At 71.1% G+C, this 22,734-nt stretch carries 21 protein-coding genes; 13 read left to right on the top strand and 8 right to left on the bottom strand.

Annotated elements, in window-relative coordinates; translation table 11 throughout:
* The first annotated feature begins 142 nt into the window (after positions 1 to 142).
* On the top strand, positions 143 to 1,195 hold the full coding sequence (locus DEI89_RS04300; RefSeq protein WP_110902816.1) for a BLUF domain-containing protein: 1,053 nt from the start codon (positions 143 to 145) through the stop codon (positions 1,193 to 1,195).
* Positions 1,196 to 1,498: 303 nt separating this feature from the next.
* Complete coding sequence (locus DEI89_RS04295) at positions 1,499 to 3,265, top strand: hypothetical protein (RefSeq protein ID WP_110902815.1); 1,767 nt, start codon at positions 1,499 to 1,501, stop codon at positions 3,263 to 3,265.
* An 85-nt stretch (positions 3,266 to 3,350) separates the two neighbouring features.
* Here DEI89_RS04295 and DEI89_RS04290 read toward each other — a convergent pair whose 3' ends face one another.
* Complete coding sequence (locus tag DEI89_RS04290; RefSeq protein ID WP_110902814.1) at positions 3,351 to 4,808, bottom strand: sugar porter family MFS transporter; 1,458 nt, start codon at positions 4,806 to 4,808, stop codon at positions 3,351 to 3,353.
* A gap of 197 nt (positions 4,809 to 5,005) precedes the next feature.
* Entirely contained in the window at positions 5,006 to 5,887 is an 882-nt protein-coding gene (locus DEI89_RS04285) for an SDR family oxidoreductase (RefSeq protein WP_110902813.1), read from the bottom strand.
* Positions 5,888 to 5,975: 88 nt separating this feature from the next.
* On the opposite strand from DEI89_RS04285, the gene DEI89_RS04280 reads away from it, so the two are divergent.
* Positions 5,976 to 6,554, top strand: coding sequence for a TetR/AcrR family transcriptional regulator (locus DEI89_RS04280; RefSeq protein ID WP_110902812.1), 579 nt, complete (start codon positions 5,976 to 5,978; stop codon positions 6,552 to 6,554).
* A 13-nt stretch (positions 6,555 to 6,567) separates the two neighbouring features.
* On the opposite strand, the gene DEI89_RS04275 is transcribed toward DEI89_RS04280, so the two are convergent.
* Together DEI89_RS04275 and DEI89_RS18025 are read right to left on the bottom strand one after the other, a co-directional pair.
* The gene (locus tag DEI89_RS04275) at positions 6,568 to 7,095 is read right to left on the bottom strand and encodes a hypothetical protein (RefSeq protein ID WP_110902811.1); all 528 of its coding nucleotides are present in this window, start codon (positions 7,093 to 7,095) and stop codon (positions 6,568 to 6,570) included.
* Between the two features lie 144 nt (positions 7,096 to 7,239).
* Entirely contained in the window at positions 7,240 to 7,365 is a 126-nt protein-coding gene (locus tag DEI89_RS18025; RefSeq protein WP_258366233.1) for a hypothetical protein, read from the bottom strand.
* A gap of 320 nt (positions 7,366 to 7,685) precedes the next feature.
* Here DEI89_RS18025 and DEI89_RS04270 point away from each other — a divergent pair, with 320 nt between their 5' ends.
* The gene (locus tag DEI89_RS04270; protein ID WP_110902810.1) at positions 7,686 to 8,243 is read left to right on the top strand and encodes a MarR family winged helix-turn-helix transcriptional regulator; all 558 of its coding nucleotides are present in this window, start codon (positions 7,686 to 7,688) and stop codon (positions 8,241 to 8,243) included.
* Positions 8,244 to 8,411: 168 nt separating this feature from the next.
* Here the strand turns inward: DEI89_RS04270 and DEI89_RS04265 are convergent, their stop codons facing one another.
* Complete coding sequence (locus DEI89_RS04265; RefSeq protein ID WP_110902809.1) at positions 8,412 to 9,317, bottom strand: ROK family protein; 906 nt, start codon at positions 9,315 to 9,317, stop codon at positions 8,412 to 8,414.
* 216 nt (positions 9,318 to 9,533) lie between these two features.
* On the opposite strand from DEI89_RS04265, the gene DEI89_RS04260 reads away from it, so the two are divergent.
* The 5 genes from DEI89_RS04260 (at position 9,534) to DEI89_RS04240 (ending at position 14,597) form a co-directional block, all read left to right on the top strand.
* Entirely contained in the window at positions 9,534 to 10,679 is a 1,146-nt protein-coding gene (locus DEI89_RS04260) for an ROK family transcriptional regulator (RefSeq protein WP_110902808.1), read from the top strand.
* Positions 10,680 to 10,719: 40 nt separating this feature from the next.
* A complete protein-coding gene (locus tag DEI89_RS04255) occupies positions 10,720 to 12,048 on the top strand; it encodes a sugar ABC transporter substrate-binding protein (protein ID WP_110902807.1) in 1,329 nt (442 codons plus the stop codon).
* Between the two features lie 90 nt (positions 12,049 to 12,138).
* Complete coding sequence (locus DEI89_RS04250) at positions 12,139 to 13,122, top strand: carbohydrate ABC transporter permease (RefSeq protein ID WP_110902806.1); 984 nt, start codon at positions 12,139 to 12,141, stop codon at positions 13,120 to 13,122.
* Positions 13,119 to 14,045 carry a carbohydrate ABC transporter permease gene (locus DEI89_RS04245; protein WP_220034512.1) on the top strand — a complete coding sequence of 309 codons (927 nt, stop codon included), beginning with the start codon at positions 13,119 to 13,121 and terminating at the stop codon, positions 14,043 to 14,045. The genes DEI89_RS04250 and DEI89_RS04245 overlap by 4 nt, the downstream gene beginning before the upstream one ends.
* 57 nt (positions 14,046 to 14,102) lie before the next feature.
* The gene (locus DEI89_RS04240; protein ID WP_110902805.1) at positions 14,103 to 14,597 is read left to right on the top strand and encodes a DUF4126 family protein; all 495 of its coding nucleotides are present in this window, start codon (positions 14,103 to 14,105) and stop codon (positions 14,595 to 14,597) included.
* Between the two features lie 77 nt (positions 14,598 to 14,674).
* Here DEI89_RS04240 and DEI89_RS04235 read toward each other — a convergent pair whose 3' ends face one another.
* Entirely contained in the window at positions 14,675 to 15,655 is a 981-nt protein-coding gene (locus DEI89_RS04235; RefSeq protein ID WP_110902804.1) for an aldo/keto reductase, read from the bottom strand.
* An 88-nt stretch (positions 15,656 to 15,743) separates the two neighbouring features.
* On the opposite strand from DEI89_RS04235, the gene DEI89_RS04230 reads away from it, so the two are divergent.
* The 4 genes from DEI89_RS04230 to DEI89_RS04215 all read left to right on the top strand — a co-directional run bounded on the left by DEI89_RS04230 (position 15,744) and on the right by DEI89_RS04215 (position 20,146).
* Positions 15,744 to 16,484 carry an NAD-dependent epimerase/dehydratase family protein gene (locus tag DEI89_RS04230; protein WP_309146505.1) on the top strand — a complete coding sequence of 247 codons (741 nt, stop codon included), beginning with the start codon at positions 15,744 to 15,746 and terminating at the stop codon, positions 16,482 to 16,484.
* A 274-nt stretch (positions 16,485 to 16,758) separates the two neighbouring features.
* Complete coding sequence (locus DEI89_RS04225) at positions 16,759 to 18,294, top strand: hypothetical protein (protein WP_146236672.1); 1,536 nt, start codon at positions 16,759 to 16,761, stop codon at positions 18,292 to 18,294.
* Positions 18,294 to 18,932, top strand: coding sequence for an ABC transporter ATP-binding protein (locus DEI89_RS04220; protein WP_110902997.1), 639 nt, complete (start codon positions 18,294 to 18,296; stop codon positions 18,930 to 18,932). The genes DEI89_RS04225 and DEI89_RS04220 overlap by 1 nt, the downstream gene beginning before the upstream one ends.
* 146 nt (positions 18,933 to 19,078) lie before the next feature.
* Complete coding sequence (locus tag DEI89_RS04215; RefSeq protein ID WP_110902802.1) at positions 19,079 to 20,146, top strand: SDR family oxidoreductase; 1,068 nt, start codon at positions 19,079 to 19,081, stop codon at positions 20,144 to 20,146.
* 21 nt (positions 20,147 to 20,167) lie between these two features.
* Here the strand turns inward: DEI89_RS04215 and DEI89_RS04210 are convergent, their stop codons facing one another.
* Together DEI89_RS04210 and DEI89_RS04205 are read right to left on the bottom strand one after the other, a co-directional pair.
* Positions 20,168 to 21,286, bottom strand: a complete 1,119-nt coding sequence (locus tag DEI89_RS04210) for a sorbosone dehydrogenase family protein (protein WP_110902801.1) — start codon at positions 21,284 to 21,286, stop codon at positions 20,168 to 20,170.
* A gap of 86 nt (positions 21,287 to 21,372) precedes the next feature.
* Positions 21,373 to 22,731 carry a DUF2254 domain-containing protein gene (locus DEI89_RS04205; RefSeq protein ID WP_181421488.1) on the bottom strand — a complete coding sequence of 453 codons (1,359 nt, stop codon included), beginning with the start codon at positions 22,729 to 22,731 and terminating at the stop codon, positions 21,373 to 21,375.
* Between the last annotated feature and the right edge of the window lie 3 nt (positions 22,732 to 22,734).

Below are 22,734 nucleotides of genomic sequence, written 5' to 3'. Positions count from 1 at the left end.
CCGGCGCCGGCCCGCGCCTCCCGTCCGGCGGTCCCGCCGCCACCGCGCCCACGCGACCCGAACACGGGACTGGCGCCGCCACTGGTCGCGCACTTGACTCGTTCCAGGGCACCCCGCCCTGCCACGACCAGGAAGGCCGACCGTGCGCACACTCGTCTACACCAGCACGCAGACCCGACCGATCTCGGACTCCGAACTCGCGCAGATCCTGGCAGTGGGACGCGAGAAGAACACCCGGCTCGGCATCACCGGCATGCTCGCGCACCGCGACGCCAACTGCATCGGCATCATCGAGGGCGAGGACGACGTCGTCCACGAGCGCCTCGAGCAGATCCGCCTCGATCCGCGCCACACCAACGTCCGGGTGCTCTGCGACGACCCGGTGCAGCAGCGCTCGTTCCCGGACTGGTCGATGGCGTTCCAGCCCCTCGACCCGCTGATGCGCGAGGTCCCGGGCTTCAGCGACCTGTTCGACACGCAGCGGCCGACGGACGCGGAGTTCGGCGCGTCCCGGGCCCGCGCGCTGCTGGAGTGGTTCCGCAAGCACCCGCTCGCTCCGCTGACGAGCCAGGACTCGGCGGACGCCGAAGCCCCGCGCACGCGGGTCCTGAACGGCGCGATCGCGGTGCTGCACGACGCCGGCACGGTCGCCTTCTCCACCGAGGCGGTCGCCGAGCGGTGCGGCATGCGCGTCGCCGAGGTCGAAGGGCTCTTCCCGAACCGGCACGCCCTGCTCGCCGCGACCGTCGAGCGCTGGAGCCTGGCGGTCTCGGCGCCGCTCCTGCCGATGATCACCGAGCGCGGCACGGTCGCGTACATGCACGCGCTGCTCGCCGCGCACGTCGAGGAGCCGGGCCTGATGCGTCTGCTCGCCTCGATCCTCGGCGCTGCCACGGACCCGACCGTCGACGGTGCCGACTACTACCGGTCGGCGTACCTGCAGTTCCGGCAGACGATCCGGACGGCGCTCGCCGCGGACGTCCGCGACGGCCGGGAGCCTGCGACGATGGACCCGGAGCGGGGTGCGCAGCAGCTCCTGGCGCTCTACGACGGGCTCCGGCTGCAGGCACTGCTGACGCCGGACACGGACCCGGTCGACGCGTTCGACCGTGCGGCCGCCCGGATGCGCCGCGGCTGGTCCGAGCAGTACGAGCAGCCGACGTACTGGGACATCCCGGTCGCCCCCACCCGCTGAGCGCCGACCAGCAGGCCGACGGAACGGTCTAGCCGTGGAGTGGGGGCGGTGGAGCGCTCCCGGTTCCGCCATGATGGCTCCAGGGCGCGGACCGGGTATCTGCGCTCTGCTCTCTCACCCAGGGTGGTGAGCCGGCCGTCTGGTCGCCTTCGGGTGGTGATCAGGCGGCCGAACGCGTTCGTCCGGGGACCGGCACTTGTCCGCCGTTCGTCCGACTGCGGAGCATGTCGGATCGGGTCTAGCGTCGCGACCGTGCGGCAACGGGGCCGCACCGGTCATGAATCGAGCATCATGCAACGACGGATGAGAAGCCTCGTCGCCCTCGCCGTGAGTGCCGGCGTCGTGGGGGCGCTGGTCCCGGCGATCTCGGCCCAGGCGGTCACGACGAGCGACACCCCGGACTTCGGCAGCAGCGTCAAGGTCTACAGCCCTTCGACGCCGACGTCGACGATCCAGGCGGACGTCGACGCGGCGTTCAACTCGCAGCTGCGCAGCACCACCGCACAGTTCGGATCGCAGCGGTACGCCTTCATGTTCAAGCCCGGCAACTACGGCCGGGTGTGGGCGAACCTGGGGTTCTACACCTCGGTTGCGGGCTTGGGGAAGAACCCCGACGACGTCACGATCAACGGCGCGGTCAACGTGGACTCGGGGTGGAACGCCGGCGACGAGTCGAACGCCACGCAGAACTTCTGGCGCTCGGTCGAGAACCTGGCGATCGTGCCCGAGGGCGGCACCGACCGCTGGGCGGTGTCGCAGGCGGCGCCGATGCGCCGGGTGCACATCAAGGGCAACCTGACCATGGGTCCGTCGAACCAGGACGGCGGCCAGGGCTACTCGTCCGGCGGCTACATCGCGGACAGCAAGGTCGACGGCACCGTCACCTCGGGCTCGCAGCAGCAGTGGTACACCCGCAACTCCACGCTCGGCTCGTGGCAGGGCGGCAACTGGAACATGACGTTCTCGGGCGTGCAGGGTGCGCCGGCGAACGACTTCTCGAAGAGCTACACCACGCTCGCCACCACGCCGACGACCCGCGAGAAGCCGTACCTGTACATCGACTCGTCGGACAAGTACCACGTCTTCGTGCCGTCGCTCAAGCAGAACTCGAGCGGCGTCACCTGGCCGAACACCGGCGGCACCGACATCCCGATGCGGAATTTCTACGTCGCGCACCCGGGCGACTCGGCGGCGACGATCAACAGTGCGCTGGCGCAGGGGCTCAACCTGTTCTTCACGCCCGGCACCTACCAGCTCGACTCCGCGCTGAACGTCACCCGGGCCGACACGGTCGTCACCGGCATCGGCTTCCCGACGCTCGTCTCGACGCGGGGCAACGCCGTGCTGACCTCGTCCGACGTCGCCGGCGTGAACGTCTCGAACCTCGTCGTCGACGCCGGAACGCAGAACAGCGCGCAGCTGCTCCGTCTCGGCACCAGCGGGTCGCACGTCGACCACGCGGCCGACCCGCAGAGCATCCAGGACGTGTTCTTCCGCGTCGGCTCGAGCATCCAGGGCCGGGCGACGACAACGCTGCAGGTGAACGCCGACGACACCCTCGTCGACCACATCTGGGCCTGGCGCGCCGACCACGGCGGAGCCGCCACGGGCTGGACGGTCAACACCGGCGCGACCGGTGTCGAGGTGAACGGCAACGACGTCCTGGCCACCGGCCTCTTCGTCGAGCACTACCAGAAGTACGAAGTGCAGTGGAACGGCAACAACGGCCGGACGATCTTCTTCCAGAACGAGATGCCGTACGACGTGCCGGACAACGCCTCGTGGCAGAGCCCGACCGGAGCCGGGTACGCGGCCTACAAGGTGGCGTCGACCGTCACCAACCACGAGATCTGGGGCGGTGGCGTCTACTGCTTCTTCAACACCAACAAGTCGGTGCACGCCGACCGCGCCTTCGAGGTCCCGCAGACGGCCGGCGTGAAGGCGCACGGCCTGGTCACGGTGTCCCTCGGTGACGTCGGCACCATCTCGAGCGTCATCAACGGCGTCGGCGGTGCCGTCCCGACCCCGGCGGGCAACACCGCGCCGAACCGGGTGGCCAGCTACAACTGACCCGCGGTCGCGACGCGACCACCTGACGGACGGGAGGCCCGGTGCAGCTGACACCGGGCCTCCCGTCCGTCTCGTGGTGCGTCGGTCAGGACCGCTTCGACGACCGCGGCAGGAACGTCCCGTCACGCAGCGACTGTTCGATCTGCTCGAGCGAGCGCCCCTTCGTCTCCGGCACCCGCAGGAACACGAGTACCCACCCGAGCACGTTGAGGGCTGCGTAGACGAGCATCGTGCCGCCGAGCCCGATCCACCCGGTCAGCGTCAGTGCCGTCGAGGTCACGAGCAGGTCGGCACCCCACAGCACCATCGCGTGCAGGCTCGTCGCCGCGGCACGCACCCGCAGCGGGTACATCTCGGAGCCGATCAGCCATCCGACGACCTGGATGCCGCCGGCTTGGAAGAACATGAACAGCAGGATCAGCACGATCGTCAGCACGGGGGAGGGCTTGCCGCCCTGCACGAAGAACAGCACGCCGAAGGCACCGATGCTCAGTGCGGCTCCCGGCAGCATGACGAGCGTCAGCCGTCGGCGGCCGACCCGGTCGACGATCCGCGACCCGACGAAGGTCATCAGCAGGTAGACGACCCCGACGCCGACGTTGGCCCAGAGCGAGTAGACGTGCGGGAAGCCCGCGTCCGTCAGGATCGTCGGCGTGTAGTAGATCATCATCTCGAGGCCGGTCAGCTGTGTGAACGCGGCCACGATCAGGCCCGCCACGAGCGCGGGACGGACCCAGGGCTTCCGGAGCTGCGCCCACTGCCCCGAGCGCGAGTCCGGTGCGGCGTCGTCGAGTCGCCGGATCTCGTCGAGTTCGTCCTCGGCTGCGCGGTGGGTCGGCCGCAGCCATCGCAGGACCTGGCGTGCCGGCCCGACGCGGTCCTGGGAGACGAACCACCGCGGGCTCTCCGGCAACCGCAGCATCCCGAGCAGCAGCACGATCGCGGGGGCCGCGGCGACGCCGATCATGAACCGCCATGACACGACACCGTTGAGCGTCACCCCGACGAGCGCCGCGGCCAGGATCCCGACGCCGATCGCGCAGTTGAACACCGTCACCAGGCTCCCGCGCCGCGACCCCGGCGCGATCTCGGCGATGTACGTCGGGATCGTCTGCGTCGACCCGCCCACCGCCAGGCCGAGGAAGAGCCGGCTGAGCACGAGGAACACCGGGCTCGGCGACACCGCGGCGAACAGGACGCCGAGGATGAAGACCGCGGCGATGAGCAGGATCGTGCGGCGTCGGCCGATCCGTGCCGAGACCGGACCGGTCAGGAAGGCGCCCAGGATCGCGCCGACGAGGATGGACGCGGTGATGAACTCCTTGACGGCCGAGCCGATCGAGAACTCCTTGCCGATCTCGATGAGGGTGCCCGAGATCACGCCGGTGTCGTACCCGTAGAGCAACCCGCCGAGTGCGGCGATGAACGCGACGCGCGTGACGTGGTGCCGCGTGGTGCGGGCCTGCTCCGCACCGCCGTCGTCGTCCGGGACCGTCGGAGGGACACCGGCGACCTGGTCCTCGGTGCTCGTCGTGTTCGTCATCTGCGCCCTCCACCTCGCCGCGTCCGGCACGCGCCGGACCGGCGGTCACGGTAGACGGGGTGGGGCGAGTGGACGAGGAGCTTGTACGGATCGCGCCGCGCCGGGCACGTCCGGGTGCAGCGCAGTGGCGGGTGGACGGACGGGAGGCTCCCCACCAGCTGATGGAGCGCCTCCCGTCCGTCGTCGTGCGCGGTCCGTCAGGGCTGCAGCGCCTCGAGGTCCTCGAGTAGGGACGGGTGCGTCGGCTCCCACCCGAGCGCCTGCCGGGTGTGCACGCTGGACGACGGCTGGTCCATGGCGAAGATCGGCCCGAACGGCCCGAACGTGTCGTCCGGCACGGACTCGACCGGCAGGCCGAGGCGACGACCGACCACGGTCGCGATGTCGACGACCCGGTCACCCTCGTCGGCGACGGCGTGCCATGCGGTGCCGCCGGGTGCGGACTCGAGCGCGAGCCGGAAGAGCGCAGCGGCGTCGCGGGCGTGCACGGCGGGCCAGCGCTGCTGGCCGTCACCCGGGTACCCGGCGACCCCGGTCCTCCGCGCGGCCTGCGTGAGCAGCCCGGCGAACCCGCCCTGCCCGTCCTCGTGGACCGTGCGGGGCATCCGGACGGCGGAGGTGCGGACGCCCTGCGACGACAGTGCGAGCAGGTCGTTGACGGCGAAGGAGCGGCTCGCGACCGGCCCCTCGATCGGCAGCGGGTCCGCCTCGGTCGAGGCACGCCCGTTCACCCACGGGGTGCCCGAGACGGTGACGAGCGGCTTGTCCGTCCCGATCAGTGCGGCACCGAGGGTCGCCATCGCCTCACGTTCCTCGGTCAGTCCCTGCTCGAGTGCGTCGGCGCTGCCGTAGTCGCGGCTGAACGCGAGGCTGATGACCCCGTCGGTGCGGGTGGCGCCGTCACGCAAGACGTCGAGATCGGTGAGGGAGCCGCGCAGGGCCTCGGCACCGGCGGTCTCGAGGGCGGTGGCGGAGGCATCCGAGCGGGCGAGCCCGAGGACGGTGTGGCCGTGGGCGAGCAGCTCGGCGACGACGGCGGTGCCGATCGTGCCGGTGCCACCCGTGACGAAGACGTGCATGGGGACTCCTCGAGTCGAGTGATGGGACATGTGTACCGTCACTGCAGACCCGCGATGGGACAATTGTCCCATCGGCTAGGATCGGACCATGGCGCGATGGGAACCAGGGGCACGGGATCGACTCGTCATCGCCGCCGTCGACCTGTTCACTGAGCAGGGCTACGACGCGACGACCGTGACGGAGATCGCCGAGCGTGCCGGTGTCACGAAGAGCACCTTCTTCCGGCACTTCCCCGACAAGCGCGAGCTGCTCGTCGCCGGGCAGGAGACCCTGAGCCGCCTGCTCGCCGAAGGGATCACCGGGGCCCCGGCCGACGCGAGCCCCCTGGAGGCCGTCGCCGCCGGACTCGAGCGGGCCTCCGGCGAGATGGGTCCCCGGAACCGCGAACTCGGGCCACGACTGAAGGCCGCCGTCGCGGCGAGCACCGAACTGCAGGAGCGCGACGCGTTGAAGAGCGTCGGCATGGCGGCCGCGATGACCACGGCGCTGCTCGAACGCGGGGTGCCCGAGACGACGGCCCACCTGGCCAGTGAGATGGGGGTACTGGCGTTCAAGCAGGGCTACGCCCGCTGGTCAGAGGGCGAGCGGAGCGACGACGACGGGCTGGCACGCCACGCGCTCGAGGTCCTGCAGGAGCTCCGGGCCGCGACGGCGGCCCTCGGCTGATCGCAGCCACGACTCAGTCGCGGGCGACGACGCCCTGCCGCAGCATGTCGCGTGCCACACGAGAGCGCGGGATCACCCACAGCGCACTCCACAGCGCGAGGCCGGCCCACAGCCCGAGCAGCAGCAGTGTGATCACGGTGCCGTGCTGGTCGCGCATCGACCAGGTCATCGCACTCCAGAACACAGCGAGCACGATCTTGCCCCATCCTGCGGTCTGCTGGTCGGCCTGTGCCTGCAGTCGCGGGACCCAGATCTCGGCGGGCACCCCGCTCGGCACGTGCCGTTCGGTCACCCAGCGCTCGACCATCACGACGTTCTCGTAGCCGCCGTCGACCCGCCACGACCGCAGCTGCAACCAGCCGGCGACCGCGGCACCGACCAGGGCTGCGGGCAGTCCGACGGTCACGAGCACCTGCGGGGTCGCGGTCTGGAACGACGACAGGACGAGCATGGTGAACACGAGCGCGAAGCCCGCACCAGCCGCCGCGCTGCCGAGCAGCCGGAGCCGCCCGGCTTCGTCGACCTCACCGATGCCGTGCACGCTCCGACCGTACCCGCGTGGACGGACGTGCCGCCGGTCGCCGGGGCAACGCACAGGAGGCCCGTCACCGGTCTCGTGGACCGGTGACGGGCCTCCCGTCTGTGTCGTGCTCGCGCGTCTGTGTCGTGGTCGCGCCCGGAGCGGTCAGTCTCCGGCGTTGATGAGTCCGAGCCAGCGGCCGAAGCCAGTCGGTTCGTCGTCCTGCAGTCGGAACTGCGGGTGCTGGGCCACGTCGGTGCGCTGGCCTGGGGTGCGGTCGTCGTCGATCACGGCGGACTCCTTTCGTCGAGGTGATGATCTGTACACGCGGGGCCCTGCGCGCATTCCCGCTCCGATGCGGTTCACGGGGTACGTCCAGCGGGGAGGCCGGTGTCCCGGCGAGACGCCGCGATCGGGCCGGGACGCCGCCGATCCCTGCGGCGTCTCGGCCGTCCCCGGGGCGTTCCACACAGACGGGGGCGTCTCGCCGTGGCACGACCGGCCGGGCGATCGGGGGACAAGCCCGCGGAGGCGCTGGACCCGCCACCCCGCCGTGCTGGTAGTCCTGGGGGATCGGCTGCGCCCCGTGGCCGAGGACGAGGTGGGACCCCATGGCCGACGCGAGGACCTACGACGACTCCGGGTACTGGTACCCCGACCGCTCGACGAAGACCGGCGTGGAACTCCTCAACGCGATGCGCCGCTACCGGTCCGCCGAGGTCGCCATGCGGCAGCGCACCCGCGACACCATGCAGCTCGGCCCGACCGACATGGCCGCCGTCCGCCACCTGCTCCAGGCCCGGCAGCGCGGCACCGTGGTGAAGCCGACCGGCCTGGCGGCGCACCTCGGGATCACGACCGCGTCGACCACGGCCCTGGTGAAGCGACTCGTCGCCGCTGGCCACGTCGAACGCCGCGCCGACCCGAGCGACGGTCGCGGGTTCGTGCTCGTCGCCACCGACAACGGCGACGACACCGTCCGGTCGCACCTGACCGGGGTCCACGCCCGGATGATCGCAGCGGTGGACCGGCTGTCAGCCACGACCCTCACGGAGATGGGCGCGTTCTTCGAGGAGATGACCGCTGCCATGGAGGACGCAGCGACCGGCGACGTCGTGCCCGACGACGCCCGCAGCGCCGGGGCCGTGGTGCTGCCCGCACACCACTGACCCCGGCGCCGGCTGACGCTGCTCGGTCCACCCCGCGAAAGCGACAGATGTGCGCGTGCGGTCCGCGCTGATCTGTCGCTTTCGCGGGCAAGTACACGCGCCCCGCCCGCCACTGTCCCCGACTCGACGCGACGGGAGGCCCGGCTCGGCCGGGTCCCGCCCCTCGCGTCAGGCGGCCGTCACGGCTGACTCGGGAGCCAGGAAAGCGGCGCCGAGTGCGGCGAGCGGCTGGTCGAGGGGCGCGAGGAGCACGCGTGACGACAGGCCGAGCGACGCGACGAAGGGGGAGGAGCGTGCGGCCTCGTCGAAGTCCGCACGCAGGGGCAGGAGGAGGCGCTGGCCGAGGGCGGCGAGCCCACCGCCGATGACGACGGACTCGACGTCGGCGGTGACCACGAGGATCCGGACGGCCGAGGCGACGCCGCCGACGAAGCGGTCCCGTACGGCGGTCGCCGCCGGGTCGCCGTCGTCCGCACTGTCGAACACGCTCGTGGCGGTGCTGCCCGGGTGCCCGGGCCAGGCGGTGGCGAGTGCCGAGCCGGACGCGACGGTCTCCAGGCAGCCGCGCTGCCCGCACACACACACGGGGCCGTCGGCGAGCACCGGGATGTGGCCGACCTCGCCGGCGTTCCCGCGGGCTCCACGCCAGAGCCGGCGGTCCACCACGATGCCGGCGGCCAACCCCGTGCCGATGTTGAGGTAGGCGTGCGGGCCGTCGAGGTGCATCGCCTGCGCCGCGCCGAGTGCCGCGACGTTGACGTCGTTCTCCACCTGCACGGGCAGCCCGACGTGGTCGGCGACGAGCGGGCCGAGCGCGACCTCGGACAGCCCGAGGTTCACCGCGTGGCGGACCCAGCCGGTCTCGTGGTCGATGAGCCCGGGGATCCCGATGCCGACCGCGGTCGGTGTCGTGCCGGTCCGTGCCCGCAGCGAGTCGATCACCTGCAGCGTGTTCGCGACCACCGTCTCGGCACCGAAGCCGGTCGGCACGCGGACCCGGTCGACGGTCTCCCCGGTCGGAGCGACCGCGACGGCGTCGATCTTCGTCCCGCCGATGTCCAGGCCGATCCTCATCGGGGACCGGTCGTCGGGGTGTCCGGCCTCGGCGTCGAGGACGCGGCGTCTGGGCTGCGCATGCGGGTTAGTAAACACGCCTTACGCATCCGTGGCAAGCAGTGACTTCCGCCTGTTTCCGCCAGATCACGCGCTTGTTACGGCTGCAGATCGGGTCTTGACAGGCGATTAGGAACGGTCCTTTACTAAGGCAACCGCTCGGAGGGAGGAGATCTGATGCCGAACGAGACGGACGCACAGACCGCCTTCGGCGCGCAGCTCCGACGCCCGCGCAGCAAGGCGCTCCCACAGCACAGCCGGGCCCACAACCGCTCGCTGATCCTGCAGACGCTCTTCACCGACGGGGCCATGAGCCGCGCCGACCTGTCCCGGCAGTCGGGCCTCACCCGCCCGACGGTCAGCGGACTCGTGGCGGAGCTCGAGGCCGACGCGCTCGTCACCGAGCTCGGCCCGCGGGAGGACCTGCGGGTCGGCAAACCCGCGACCCTCATCAACCTCAACGTCGACGCCTTCCACATCGTCGTCGTCGACCTGTCGCTCCCCGACCACTTCGTCGGCGCGGTCACGAACCTCCGTGGCGACGTCGTGGACAGCGCGAAGATCGAGGTGGACGGCGCCACCGGGGAACAGGCCGTCGTCCGGATCATCCGGCTGGTGGAACGCCTCACCACGATGACCACCCGGCGGTTGCTCGGCATCGCGGTCGGCTGCCCCGGGGTCATCGACGCCGCGGGCACCGTGCTGCACTCCGTGGCCCTCGGCGCCGGCCTGCCGCTGCAGGAACAGCTCACCGAGCACTTCCGGCTGCCCGTGCACGTGCTCAACGACGCCAACACCGCGGCCCTCGGCGTGCACGCGTTCGAGGTCGAGCCCGGCGACGACCTGCTCGTCGTCGCACTCGAGCACGGTGTCGGCACGGGCATGGTGCTCGGCGGCCGTCTGGTCCTGGGCGAGCGGTTCGCCGCCGGTGAGATCGGACACCTGACGATCGACGAGGACGGCGAACCCTGCCTGTGCGGTCGTCGCGGTTGCCTCGAGGTCCTCATCGGCGCCGAACACCTGACCCGCCGGATCGCTGCGTCGCCCGACGACCGCGACGAGGTCCTGCGCTCCGCCGGCAGCACCCTCGGCGGTGTCCTCGCGCCCATCATCAGCGCGGTGAACATCACCGAGATCGTCGTCACCGGCCCCGCCGACCTCGTCCAGGGCCCCTTCATCCAGGCCGTCCGCGTGACGGCCACGGCACGGACCCTCGCGAGCGTCGGCAACGACCTCTCCGTGACCGCCACCTCCACCAACAGCGACCTGATCCTCCGGGGCGGAGCAGCCTTCCTGCTCGCCGCGGAGCTCGGCGTGAGCTGACCCGACACCGACACAGCAGAACGACCACCAAGGAGAAGCAATGCGTACGAAGAAGTTCGCGGCAGCAACTGCCGTGGCCCTGACCCTCGCCATGGGCCTGACGGCCTGCTCCAGCGCCGGCAACGCCGGCAGCGGGGGCGGCGGCGGGACCAAGGACGTCGCCGACGTCAAGGGCGACGGCAAGACGCTGACCGTGTGGGCCATGACCGGCGACTACTCGGACAAGACGATCGCCGCGATCAACAAGGAGTTCGAGGCGAAGACCGGCGCGAAGGTCAAGGTCCAGATCCAGCAGTGGGACGGCATCACGACGAAGATCTCCACCGCCCTGGCGACGAACACCCCGCCGGACGTCCTGGACCTCGGCAACACCCAGGTCGCGAGCTACGCCGCCAACGGGGCGCTCCTGGACCTGACGCCGTACAAGAAGGACCTCGCGCAGGGGCAGACCTGGCTCGGTGGGCTCTCGGACCCGGCGACCGTCGACGGCTCGCTGTACGGCGTCCCCGGGTTCGCCGGTGCCCGATCGGTCATCTACAACAAGCAGATGTGGGCCGACGCCGGCATCACCACGGCCCCGACCACGTACGAGGAGCTCACCGCTGACCTCGACAAGGTCAAGGCGAAGAACACCGCCAGCGACTTCTCCGCGTTCTACATGCCCGGTCAGTACTGGTACGCCGGCATGCAGTTCGTCTGGGACGCGGGCGGCGAGATCGCGACCGAGCAGGACGGCACCTGGAAGGCCGGCTTCGGCGACGCGAAGGCGCAGCAGGGTCTGGCGGACTTCAAGGAGTTCGCGAACGACTACTCCTCGAAGGCCTCCGCGACGCTCAACACCGACAGCCCCGACATGAACCAGGTCTTCGCCGACGAGAAGGCCTCGGCGATCCTCAGCACCAGCGGCACGCTCGGGCTCGTCGAGCAGGCGAACCCCGAGATGACGGCGGACAAGCTCGGCACCTTCCCGTTCCCGGGCAAGTCCGGCAAGACCCAGCCGGTCATGCTCGGTGGCTCCGACTGGGGTGTCGCCGCCAAGTCGAAGAACACCGACCTGGCCCTGCAGTGGGTGAAGATCGCGTCCGGCCCGGAGATGCAGAGCAAGTACGTGTACGGCGACAACGGCTGGATCCCGAACAGCACCGACGGCATCAAGGCCGCCGACTCGACGCTCAGTGACATCAACAAGGGCTTCTTCACGGCAGCGCTGAACTCGAAGGCCACGCCGGCGAACTCGCGGTGGGCCGACCTCGAGGGTGACCAGAGCATCAACAACCTGTTCTCGAGCATCGTCTCCGGCTCGAAGACCCCGGAGGAAGCCGCCGCGACCTTCGACAAGGCAGCCGACTCCACGCTCAACAAGGAGTAGGCCGCACTCCTCGACCGACGCAGGACGGTGCGGGCACCCCGGCACACGCCGCGGCACCCGCACCGTCCGCCCCTCACGGAAAGGCCAGACGTGACCGTCTCCGCCACCCGCCCGAGCCAGGAGCGCACCGACCGTCCGACCCGCTCGCGCGACGACCGGCCCGGTGGGTCACCCCGCCGTCGCGCCACCCGCTCGTTCGCCCCGCTGTGGCTCCTCACGCCGGCGGGCCTGGTGCTCGTCTTCGTGACGATCGCCCCCATCGTCTTCCTGGTCTTCACGTCGTTCACCGACTACGACCAGCGCTCGCTCTACACCGGTGCCTACGACGCGGTCGGCCTGGCGCAGTACGTGCAGATCCTCACCGACCCGGCGTTCTGGGCTTCCCTGGTGCGCACGATCCTGTTCACCGCGGCGATGGTGCTCGGCAGCATCCTCATCGGCGCCGGTGTCTCCCACCTGATGACCCGGCTCGGGGTGGTCCTCCGCTACGCCGTGACGATCGTCCTCATCTGCGCGTGGGGCATGCCGAACGTGGCGTCCTCGCTCGTGTGGAACTGGTTGTTCCAGCCGGGCTACGGCGTCGTCAACTGGATGCTCACGCAGCTGCACGTCTTCGGCGACATGACGAACACCGACTGGGGCAACAGCGCCGGTCTGGCGTACACGTCGATCTGGATGCTCGTCGTGTGGCAGGCGGTGCCCTTCATCGCACTGACCCTGTACGCGGCCGAGACCCAGATCCCGCTCGAGGTGAAGGAAGCCGTCCGACTCGACGGCGGCTCCGAGTGGACGGTCTACCGCGTCGTCACCATCGAGTACCTGCGGCCGACGCTGCTGCTGGTGACGATGCTCTCGATCATCTGGGACTTCAACGTCTTCAACCAGATCTGGCTCGTCTCGCAGGGCGGCCCCGACGGTGCCACCTCGACCCTCGGCGTCTTCACCTACATCACCGCCTTCGTCGGGCACGACATCGGCACCGGCTCCGCGGTCGCCGTGATCGCTGCGCTGATCCTCATGGTCCTCAGCGCCCTCTACATCCGGAACCTCGTCCGATCGGGAGAAGAGCTGTGACAACCGCACTGCCGACGGGCATCCCCGTCGAGGCCGACGTCCCCGCAGCCGTCCCGACCCCGAAGGGCGTCGCCGCCACCGAACGCATCCGTCGTCGACGTCGTCCGGTCAAGTGGGTCAGCAGCACCATCGCCGTGGTCTTCTGCATGGTGTGGATCTTCCCCGTCTACTGGATGGTGAACACCGCCTTCAAGCCGCGGTCGGAAGCGCTGACGAGCACCCCGCTGTTCGCCCCCGCACACCCGACGGTCGAGAACTTCGTCACCGCGTTCACCCGCGCCGACTTCCTCGTCTACCTGAAGAACTCGAGCATCGTCGTGGTCGGGGCGGTCGTCCTGTCGCTGGTGCTCGGGATCCTGGCGTCGGCGGCACTGTCCCGGTTCCGGTTCCGCGGACGTCGGACCATCCTCGTGGTGATCCTGCTCGTCCAGATGCTGCCCGGCACCGCGCTGCTCATCCCGCAGTTCCTCATCTTCAACCAGACCGGACTCACCGGCAGCTACGCCGGGCTGATCCTGGCCTACGTCGCCGCGGTGCTGCCGTTCTCGATCTGGGTGATGCGCGGGTTCTTCCTGGCCATCCCGATGGAGATCGAGGAAGCTGCCCGCATCGACGGCGCGAGCACCTGGCAGGTGCTGACGAAGGTGCTGTTCCCGCTCGTGATGCCCGGCATGATCGCGACGAGCGTCTTCGCGTTCATCGCCGCGTGGAACGACTACATCGTCGCGTACACGTTCATGCAGGACCAGGCGCACTACACGCTGCCGGTCTGGTTGGCGTCCTTCACGACGCAGACCGCCGGCACCGACTTCACCGGACAGATGGCTGCCTCCGTGCTGTTCTCGCTGCCGGTCGTGGTGTTCTTCATGATCATCCAGCGCAACCTGGTCTCCGGCATGTCCGCCGGTGCGGTCAAGGGCTGAGCCTCGGGGACAGCCGGGCTGAGTAGCGTCGACGGCGACACGAAGGAGACGAAACACATGTCGAAGAAGAGCCGGACCACCAGCACCCTGACGCGTGCACTGCTGCTCGGGATCCTCAGCGGAGGCCGTTCCGCCACACCGCTCGCCGTCCTCGGCCTGCACCAGGGCGACAAGAACCTGCGCGGTGACTGGCAGGACTGGAAGACCTTCGACTCGTCGATCGGTCGCGCCGGTCTCGTCGCCGGTGCGGCGGGCGAGATCATCGGTGACAAGTTGCCGAAGACCCCGAACCGGATCGCCTTCCCGGCGCTCCTCGGCCGCATCGGTGCGGGCGCGTTCGCCGGGCTCGCGCTCGGCACCACGATGAAGTCCGGCAAGTCGGACCTGCGCATCGAGGGCGCGATCCTCGGCGCGATCGGGGCCCTCGTCGGCTCCTACGTCGCCTGGGGCGCCCGCAAGGCCGTCGGCACCGTGCTGCCCGACAAGGTGGTCGCCGTCGCCGAGGACGTCGCCGTCATCGCCGGATCACGCGCCGTGGTCAAGGCCGGCTGAGCCGACCACCCGACGGACGGGAGGCCCGACTCACCTGGTGAGCCGGGCCTCCCGTCCGTCGGTGGTCGCGGTCGCGATCACCAGCGCTCGTGGACCGTGGCACGGAACCACCGGTCGTACAGGTCGTGGACGGTCGCGTCGAGGTCCCCGGGCAGGTCGAGGGACCCGGCCGCGGCGTTCGACCGTGCCTGCTCGGCGTTGCGCGCACCCGGGATCGCGGCGGTGACCCCCTCCTGCGCGACGACCCAGGCCAGTGCGGCCTGCGGGACCGAGACGCCCTCGGGCAGAGCCGCGGCGAACTCCTGCGCGGCACGGACGCCGTCCTCGAACGGGACACCGCTGAAGGTCTCGCCCTGGTCGAAGGCCTGACCGTCACGGTTGTACGTGCGGTGGTCCTCCGGTGCGAACGTCGTCTCGGTCGTGTACTTGCCGGTCAGCAGCCCCGAGGCCAGCGGGACCCGTGCCAGGATCGCGACCCCGGCCTCCCGGGCGGCGGGCAGCACGCGGTCGAGCGGCTTCAGCCGGAACGCGTTGAGGATGACCTGGACGCTCGCGACCCCGGGACGGGCGATCGCGGTGAGGGCCTGGTCGGCGGTCTCGACCGAGACGCCGTACGCGGCGATCGAGCCGTCGGACACCAGCGCGTCCAGGGCGTCGTACACGGCGTCGTCCTCGAACACCGGAGTCGGCGGGCAGTGCAGCTGGACGAGGTCGAGCGTGTCCTGGCCGAGGTTCTCGCGCGACCGGTCGACCCACTGCCGGAAGTTCGCGGCGACGTAGTTCGACGGGACCTGGTCGACGCGGCGACCCATCTTCGTGGCGACCGTGACCCCGGCATCGTGGTGCGCGGCGGTCCAGCGGCCGATGAGCTGCTCGCTCCGGCCGTCGCCGTACACGTCGGCGGTGTCGAACAGGGTGATGCCGGCCTCGGCGGAGGCGTCCATCACGGCGAAGGCGTCCTCCGCGGCGACCGGACCCCAGTCACCGCCGAACTGCCAGGTGCCCAGTCCGATCACGGAGGTCTCACGGCCGGTACGGCCCGGTGTGCGTCGCTGCATGGGATCGACGGTAGCCCCTCACCACCGGGCGGACGACGGCATCGTCCGCTGCGCGTGGCTGCGGGTCGGCCGCGCGTACGGTGACGGCATGAGCAGACAGCGCGTCGTCGTGATCGGGGCCACCGGCCACATCGGCACCTTCCTCGTCCCGCGTCTGGTGCGTGCCGGCCACGACGTCGTCACCATCAGCCGCGGCACCCGCTCGGCCTACGTCGACGCCCCGGAGTGGCAGCAGGTCGAGCAGGTCACCGCCGACCGCGAGCAGGAGGACCGCGACGGCGTCCTCGGCGACCGCATCGTCGCGCTGCGACCCGACGTCGTCATCGACCTCGTCTGCTTCACCCTCGAGTCCGCCACCGCACTCGTCACGGCGCTCCGCGGAACCGACGCGCACCTGATCCACTGCGGCTCGATCTGGCGCGCCGGACCCAGCGCAGTGCTGCCCGTCACCGAGGAGAACGCGACCCCGCCGCAGGGCGAGTACGGCATCGAGAAGGACGCGATCGCCCGGATGCTCAAGGAGGAAACCGCCCGTGGGGGTCTTGCGACGACGTCGCTGCACCCCGGCCACATCAGCGGCCCCGGCTGGGCGCCGATCGGCCCGGTCGGCAACCTCGACCCGTCGGTCTGGCGCACGCTCTCCGCCGGGGAACCCCTGCTCGTGCCCGGCCTCGGCGCCGAGACCATGCACCACGTGCACGCCGACGACGTCGCCCAGGCCTTCGCGCTCGCCGTCGAACACCGCGATGCGGCGTCAGGCGAGGACTTCTCCGTCGTCGCCCCCACCGCGCTCACCGCCCGCGGGTACGCCGCGCTCGCCGCGTCCTGACAAGGCCCGGCGGCTGCTCGGTTACGCGCCCCGGTACACGGCGGAGGAGACCGTGCTGGACGCCGTGCGGTGGCTCGTGGAGCGCGGCGAGGTCGAGGTGGCGGGGCCGCTCGTCGTGTGAGCCGCTTCGCATCCTACACTCGACCGCTACGACCCCACCGGCTCGTACGAGGTCATCGGCGACCACGGAGCCGAGCGTGCGACCGCCGCAGCACTCCGGGGTGCTGGTTTCACGACCAGCTCCGAGACGGTGCCGGTCCTGGATCGCATCGGCGTGACCGGCGGCGTCCAGGGCACGTCCCAGCTCACCGGCACCCTCGTGCTCGGCTGCGTGGCGCTCTGCTTCGTCGGCACGATCGGCGCACCGCGACGGACCGCGGTGCGCCGACTGCACGGCCGCAGCGCAGGCGCGATCGTGTGCGCCGAGCTGTCCGAGGTCCGAGCGACCCTGACCGTCGTGCTGGTCGGCGTACCAGTCGTGGGACTCCTCCTCTGGTTCCACAACGGGCTCGCGTCGTGGGAGACGTTCGCGATGTCGGCCGCGGTGTTCACCACAGCGCTGCTCGTCCCGGTCGTGGCAGCCCACGTCGTCGGCACGCTCATCGCCGTTCGCCGGCCCATCGCGGCCACCCTGCGGGGAGCTCGGCTTCCGGGCGCGCTCGTCCTGGTGGCACATGCCGCTCGACTGCCAGCGGTCTTGCTGCTGGTCGCCGCGGTGTTCGACGTGACGGCTGCCGTCGCCGCGGCCAGGTCGGACTCCGGCGACCGCGAGCTGCAGGCAGCCGGGGACGCCGTCCAGCTCTGGGTGACCCCGGACCCGCGGCCCGGATCCGAGACGCAGGGCTACTGGGACCGGATCGGCGACTTCGTCGGCGGCGCCCTGGACCGGCACGATGCCCTGCTCACCGCTGCGGTCGAGGTGGGCACGGGAACCGGTCCGGGTTCGGTGCCGGGACTGTTCGTCGACGCCGAGTACCTGCGTCATCAGGACCTCCGCGCCGAGAACGGTGACCGCATCACCGTGACGGACGACCGCATCACCGTCTGGACCCCGCCGGGGTCGGACCTCGACCGAAGGGCGGTGATCCGTGCGCTGGTGGGTTGGGAACTCCGCGGGGCGCCCGACGAGCAACGACGGCACATCGGCGGCGGGGCCCTCCGATCGACCGGGGCGTACACGTACGCAGGTGACTCCTCGGCGGCCTCCTGGTCGACCGACGCCGTGGTGGTCGTCGTCCCCGATGCCTCCGGTGTCTTCACGCCGGACCAACTCGGTGCCTGGTTGTCCACCGGCGACGTCGTCTTCACCTCCGAGGCCGTCGCCGACCATGCGATCGAGGCCGCTGGTCTCGGCGACGAGTTCAGCGCGGTCGTCTCCGTGGGGCAGGCGGTGGCTGAACGCCAACGGCAGGCCGCGACCGCCGTCGGCATCGGGGTCCTCGCGGTGATCAGCGGTCTCACCGTCGCCGTCGTCCTCGCCGTGATCAGTACCGCGGCACATCACCGACGTCACGGCCGTCGGCTCTTCGCCGGCATCGCCGCCGGTCGACCACCGGCTCGCGTGAACGGCGACCTCCTGCTGGTCGAGGGTCTCCTGCTGTCAGCCGGCGGGATCGCCGTCGTGCATCGCTGGTGGCAGACGCGACCTGACGGGTCAGGAGCCGTCTCGGCGCTCGATCCCGCTGCGCGTGCCGCTGGCGTGAGCGGAGTCTCCGCAGTCGCAGCGCTCGTCGTGCTCACGGCGGTCGCCGTCGCCGTGGTCGCCGTCTCGACGAGGGCGGTCGTCCGGTCCCGGGGGAGTGGTTCGTGATGCTCGAGGTCCACCGCGCCGCGAAGCACCGTGGCGGACGGCTGCTCTGGCGGGACCTGTCGTTCGGTGTGGCGTGCGGGGAGGTGCTCGCGCTCACCGGGCCGAGCGGCTCCGGCAAGTCGACCCTCCTCGACTGCATCGGGCTCATCGACTCGCTGGACTCCGGAACGGTCCGCATCGACGGGACCAACGCGGGCAGGAGCCCCGGTCGAGCCAGACGACTCCGGCGCGACCACCTCGGCTACCTCTTCCAGGACTTCGGCCTCGTCCCCGACATGACGGTCGACGCCAACATCCGGATCGGCCGTCCGGGTCGTGCACGGACCGGACTCCGGACGTCCGTAGCCGAGGCGCTGGAGCGGGTGGGACTCGCGGGGCGTGGGAGCGACCGGGCACACGACCTCAGCGGCGGCGAGCAGCAGCGCGTCGCCCTCGCTCGACTCCTCGTGAAGCAGCCCGACGTCATCCTGGCCGACGAACCGACGAGCGCACTCGACGACGACAACGCGCGGATGGTGCTGGAGGTGCTCGCCGACTTCGCATCAGCCGGGGCCGCGGTGATCGTGGCGACCCATGCGCCGGCAGTCGAGGACTGGGCGGCGACCGTCCTGCGGTTCGGGCCGATCGACCCACGGTGACCCGAGCGCGGAGGCGACCACACGAGGGAGGTGACGTCCGTACCCCTGTCCGCCGCGCCTCCCGTCCGAGGACCACCCGCGGGACGGAATGCACACAGCCGACAGGTGTTGTCTCCGGTTCACCGCCCTCCACCGGAAGGACCCGCATGACCGCGACCCCGCACGCCCTCGTCGTCGGTGCCACCGGCATCGCCGGATCGGCGATCGTCGGCCACCTCGTCGCCGACGGCTGGACCGTCACGGCACTGTCCCGCCGCCCGGGAGCCGAACGGCCGGGCGTCACCTGGCGCTCCGCCGACCTGCGTTCCGCGGAGTCGCTGAACTCGACCCTGGCGGACGTCCCGGCCACCCACGTGTTCTTCACGGCGTGGTCACGGCAGGCGACCGAAGTCGAGAACATCGCCGTCAACGGGGGCATGGTCCGCGACCTGCTCGCGGCGCTCGCCGACGCACCAGTGCAGCACGTGGCGCTGATGACCGGCCTGAAGCACTACCTCGGTCCGTTCGAGGCGTACGGGCAGGGCGCGATGCCGGACACCCCGTTCCACGAGGACGAGCCACGCCTGGAGGTCGACAACTTCTACTACGCGCAGGAGGACGAGCTCTTCGCCGCCGCCGCGCGCCAGGGCTTCACCTGGTCGGTGCACCGCTCGCACACCGTGCTCGGGTACGCGGTCGGGAACGCGATGAACATGGGGCTCACCATCGCCGTCGCCGCTGCGATCAGCCGCCACACCGGCCGACCGATGGTCTTCCCCGGCAGCGAGACGCAGTGGAACGGCCTGACCGACGTCACCGACGCCGACCTGCTCGCCGCGCAGATGGTGTGGGCGGCGACGGACCCGGCCGGGTCGGACGAGGCGTTCAACACCGCGAACGGCGACGTCTTCCGCTGGCGCTGGATGTGGCCGCGGATCGCCGCGCACCTCGGCGTCGAGGCCGAGGGCTTCGACACCGCGCCCCGCCCCTTCGAAGAGCAGATGGTCGACGCCGCCCCGGTCTGGGCCGAGATCGTCGCCGAGCACGGCCTGGTCGAGCCGGACCTGGAGCGGCTGGCGTCCTGGTGGCACACCGACGCCGACCTCGGGCGGGACATCGAGGTGATGACCGACATGTCGAAGAGCCGACTCGCCGGCTTCACCGAGCACCACCGGACGCTCGACTCGTTCACCCGGCTGTTCGACCGCTACCGCGCGGAGCGGCTCGTCCCCTGACGGAGCGCACCCCGGTGGGGCTCACGAGCCCGTGGTCAGCGGGACCTGCACGATCCGGTCGTCGTCCTCGCCGGGGTCGCCGCGTCCGTCGGTGTTGTTCGTGACGAACCACAACGTGTCGTCGGGCCCTGCCAGGACCGTCCGGATGCGGCCGTACTCACCGACGAAGTACTCCTGCGCACTGCTCGGGTCGTCGACGGGTACCCCGCGGAGCATCCGGCCCTGCAGGTTGGCGATGAAGACGGTGTCGCCGACGACGGTCAGGCCGCTCGGGCTCGCGTCGTCGGTGGCCCACTGCTGCACGGGGTCGACGAACCCCTGGTCCTCGCCGCCGGTGCCCTCGACCTCGGGCCAGCCGTAGTCGCTGCCGGGTTCGATGACGTTGAGCTCGTCGCGGGCGTCCTGCCCGAACTCGGAGGCGAACATCGTCCCGTCCGCGCTCCACCCCAGACCCTGCACGTTCCGGTGTCCGAGGCTCCACACGGGGGAGTCCGGGAACGGGTGGTCAGCGGGCACGTCGCCGTCCGGGGTGAGCCGGAGGATCTTGCCGGCGAGGGAGTCCCGGTCCTGGGCGTCGTCGCTCGCCCCCGCGTCGCCGACGCTGGCGTAGAGCATGCCGTCCGGGCCGAACGCTATCCGCCCTCCGTCGTGGAACGTGTTGGCGGGCAACCCGTCGATGACCGTCGTGGCGTCACCGAGCTCGTACGAACCCGTCGACCCCTGCAGGTCGTAGCGCTCGATGCGGTTGCCGTCCTCCCCGGTCGAGTACACGAACAGCCCGTCATCCTGCAGTGCGAGTCCGAGCAGGCCGCCCTCCCCGCCGTGTCGGACGCCGGGGACGGTCCCGACGGTGCGTCGCTCGCCGTCCTCCGACAGTTCGAGGACCTCCGCCGAGTCCCGCAGGCTGACGAGGGCGTCGGCACCGTCACCGGTGCGCACGACGGACCAAGGGGCCTCCAGTCCGGCCGCCACGTCGGTCGTGGCACCGTCCGGTGCGACCTGCCCGGCGGCCAGGTCGGCCGGGGCGGAGGCCCGGGGTGCGTCCGAGGGGTCGGTCCCGTCCTCGCTCGTGCAGGCGGTCAGCGCCAGGGCGACGAGCGCGACGCTCGCGGCCGAGACGGTGCGACGGGTTCTTCCCATGGTGAGCCTCCCGGGCGATGTCCCTCGATTGCACCTCGCGGAGGTGCGGAACCGCTGGGTGCTGACGGCTCCGAGCAGCCACGGGATCAGACCGACCTGGTCTCGCCGGCCCGGTCGTCGTACGCTGCGTCGAGGTCGCCCCGGACCGCAGCACCGACCCGCCGGTGCCGATCGGCGAGCTCCTCGAGGTCGACCGCCGCGAGCGTGGTCGACGCCTGTTCGAGCACCAGGTCGGCCTGCCGGAGCAACTCCTCGCCGTCGAGCGGGTCCTGGGTGGAGGCCGCACAGTCCCGGAGCATCCGCAGCAGTGCACCCAGGACGATCGGCTCGTCAGAACCGTAGCGGCGGAGCGGACCGCAGACCAGGTCGAGCCAGTACCGCCGGTCCCGGTCCGGGACGACGAGCCGCAGCACACCGGTTCCGTCCTGCACCCGGCGGTCGCGGATGACGACACCTTCCAGCCGCACGAGCAGGTCGGCGCAGTAGCCGATCGCGTGCACGGCGGTGACCGGGTCGTTGATCGCCGGGGACACCGCCTTCACCCCGATGTCCGTGAGCTGGCGGAACCCGTACGCGATGTCCTGCTCCATCGTCCGCTCGTACCCGATCTCGAGGGCCCGCTCGACGACGTCCCACGGGTCGGCTGGGCGGCTCCGGAACCACATCCGTGCGATCGGTGCGCCGAGGGTGACGTGGTCCCCGGGCATGACCCGGAGTTGCACCACGACGTCGTCCCGCCGGGCGGCGCGTGTCAGCGCTTCCGTGTCGATGCGTCGGACGAACCCGGTGCGACGCGCCCTCAGGTCGAGTTCCGGCACGCGGTCCGGCAGGGATCGGCTCGGGTCCCGCCGGTCGTCCGGGAGTCCGTCGGAGCCGGCCCCGGGCCTCCCGTCGGTCCTCGGCGGGTACGTCGCCGAGATCATCGCCGCCGTCTCACCGTGGACCGCCCGCATGAGCGAGTCGATCCGGAGCGACCGGACGATGTGCCCGACGAACGCGATGAGCGCGCCGGCGGACGCGATCCCCAGGACGAAGACCAGCGCGAGGGCGAACACCGGGAGCCGGGTGCCGCCGATCCCGAGCACGCAGGTGAGGGCGGACACGAAGGTGGCGAGCAGGATCCCGAGCACGGCCTGCGTGACCCGGTCACGAGCGAACTCGCGGAGCAGCCGCGGGGAGAACTGCTGTGACGACAACTGCAGCGCGACGACCGTCAGCGAGAACGTGACCGTCGTCGCGGCCATCACGCTCGATGCGACCACCTGGAGCAGGACACCGGCGGATTCCTGCCCGCCCGGCCAGCGCCACCCGGACGGGCCCGGACGCACCACGAGCAGCAGCAGGGTCACGACCACGGCGACGCCTGCCCAGACGGACGGCCAGAACCAGAGCGCCGCACGAGCGCTCTCCCGGGTGATCCGGTGGGGAGAGGTGGGACGGGACATGCC

The organism is Curtobacterium sp. MCBD17_030, from assembly GCF_003224255.1.
In the GTDB taxonomy this organism is placed as follows: domain Bacteria; phylum Actinomycetota; class Actinomycetes; order Actinomycetales; family Microbacteriaceae; genus Curtobacterium.
Note: the sequence above shows the minus strand (reverse complement) of the source record. Positions and strands in the feature narration are given on the sequence as shown.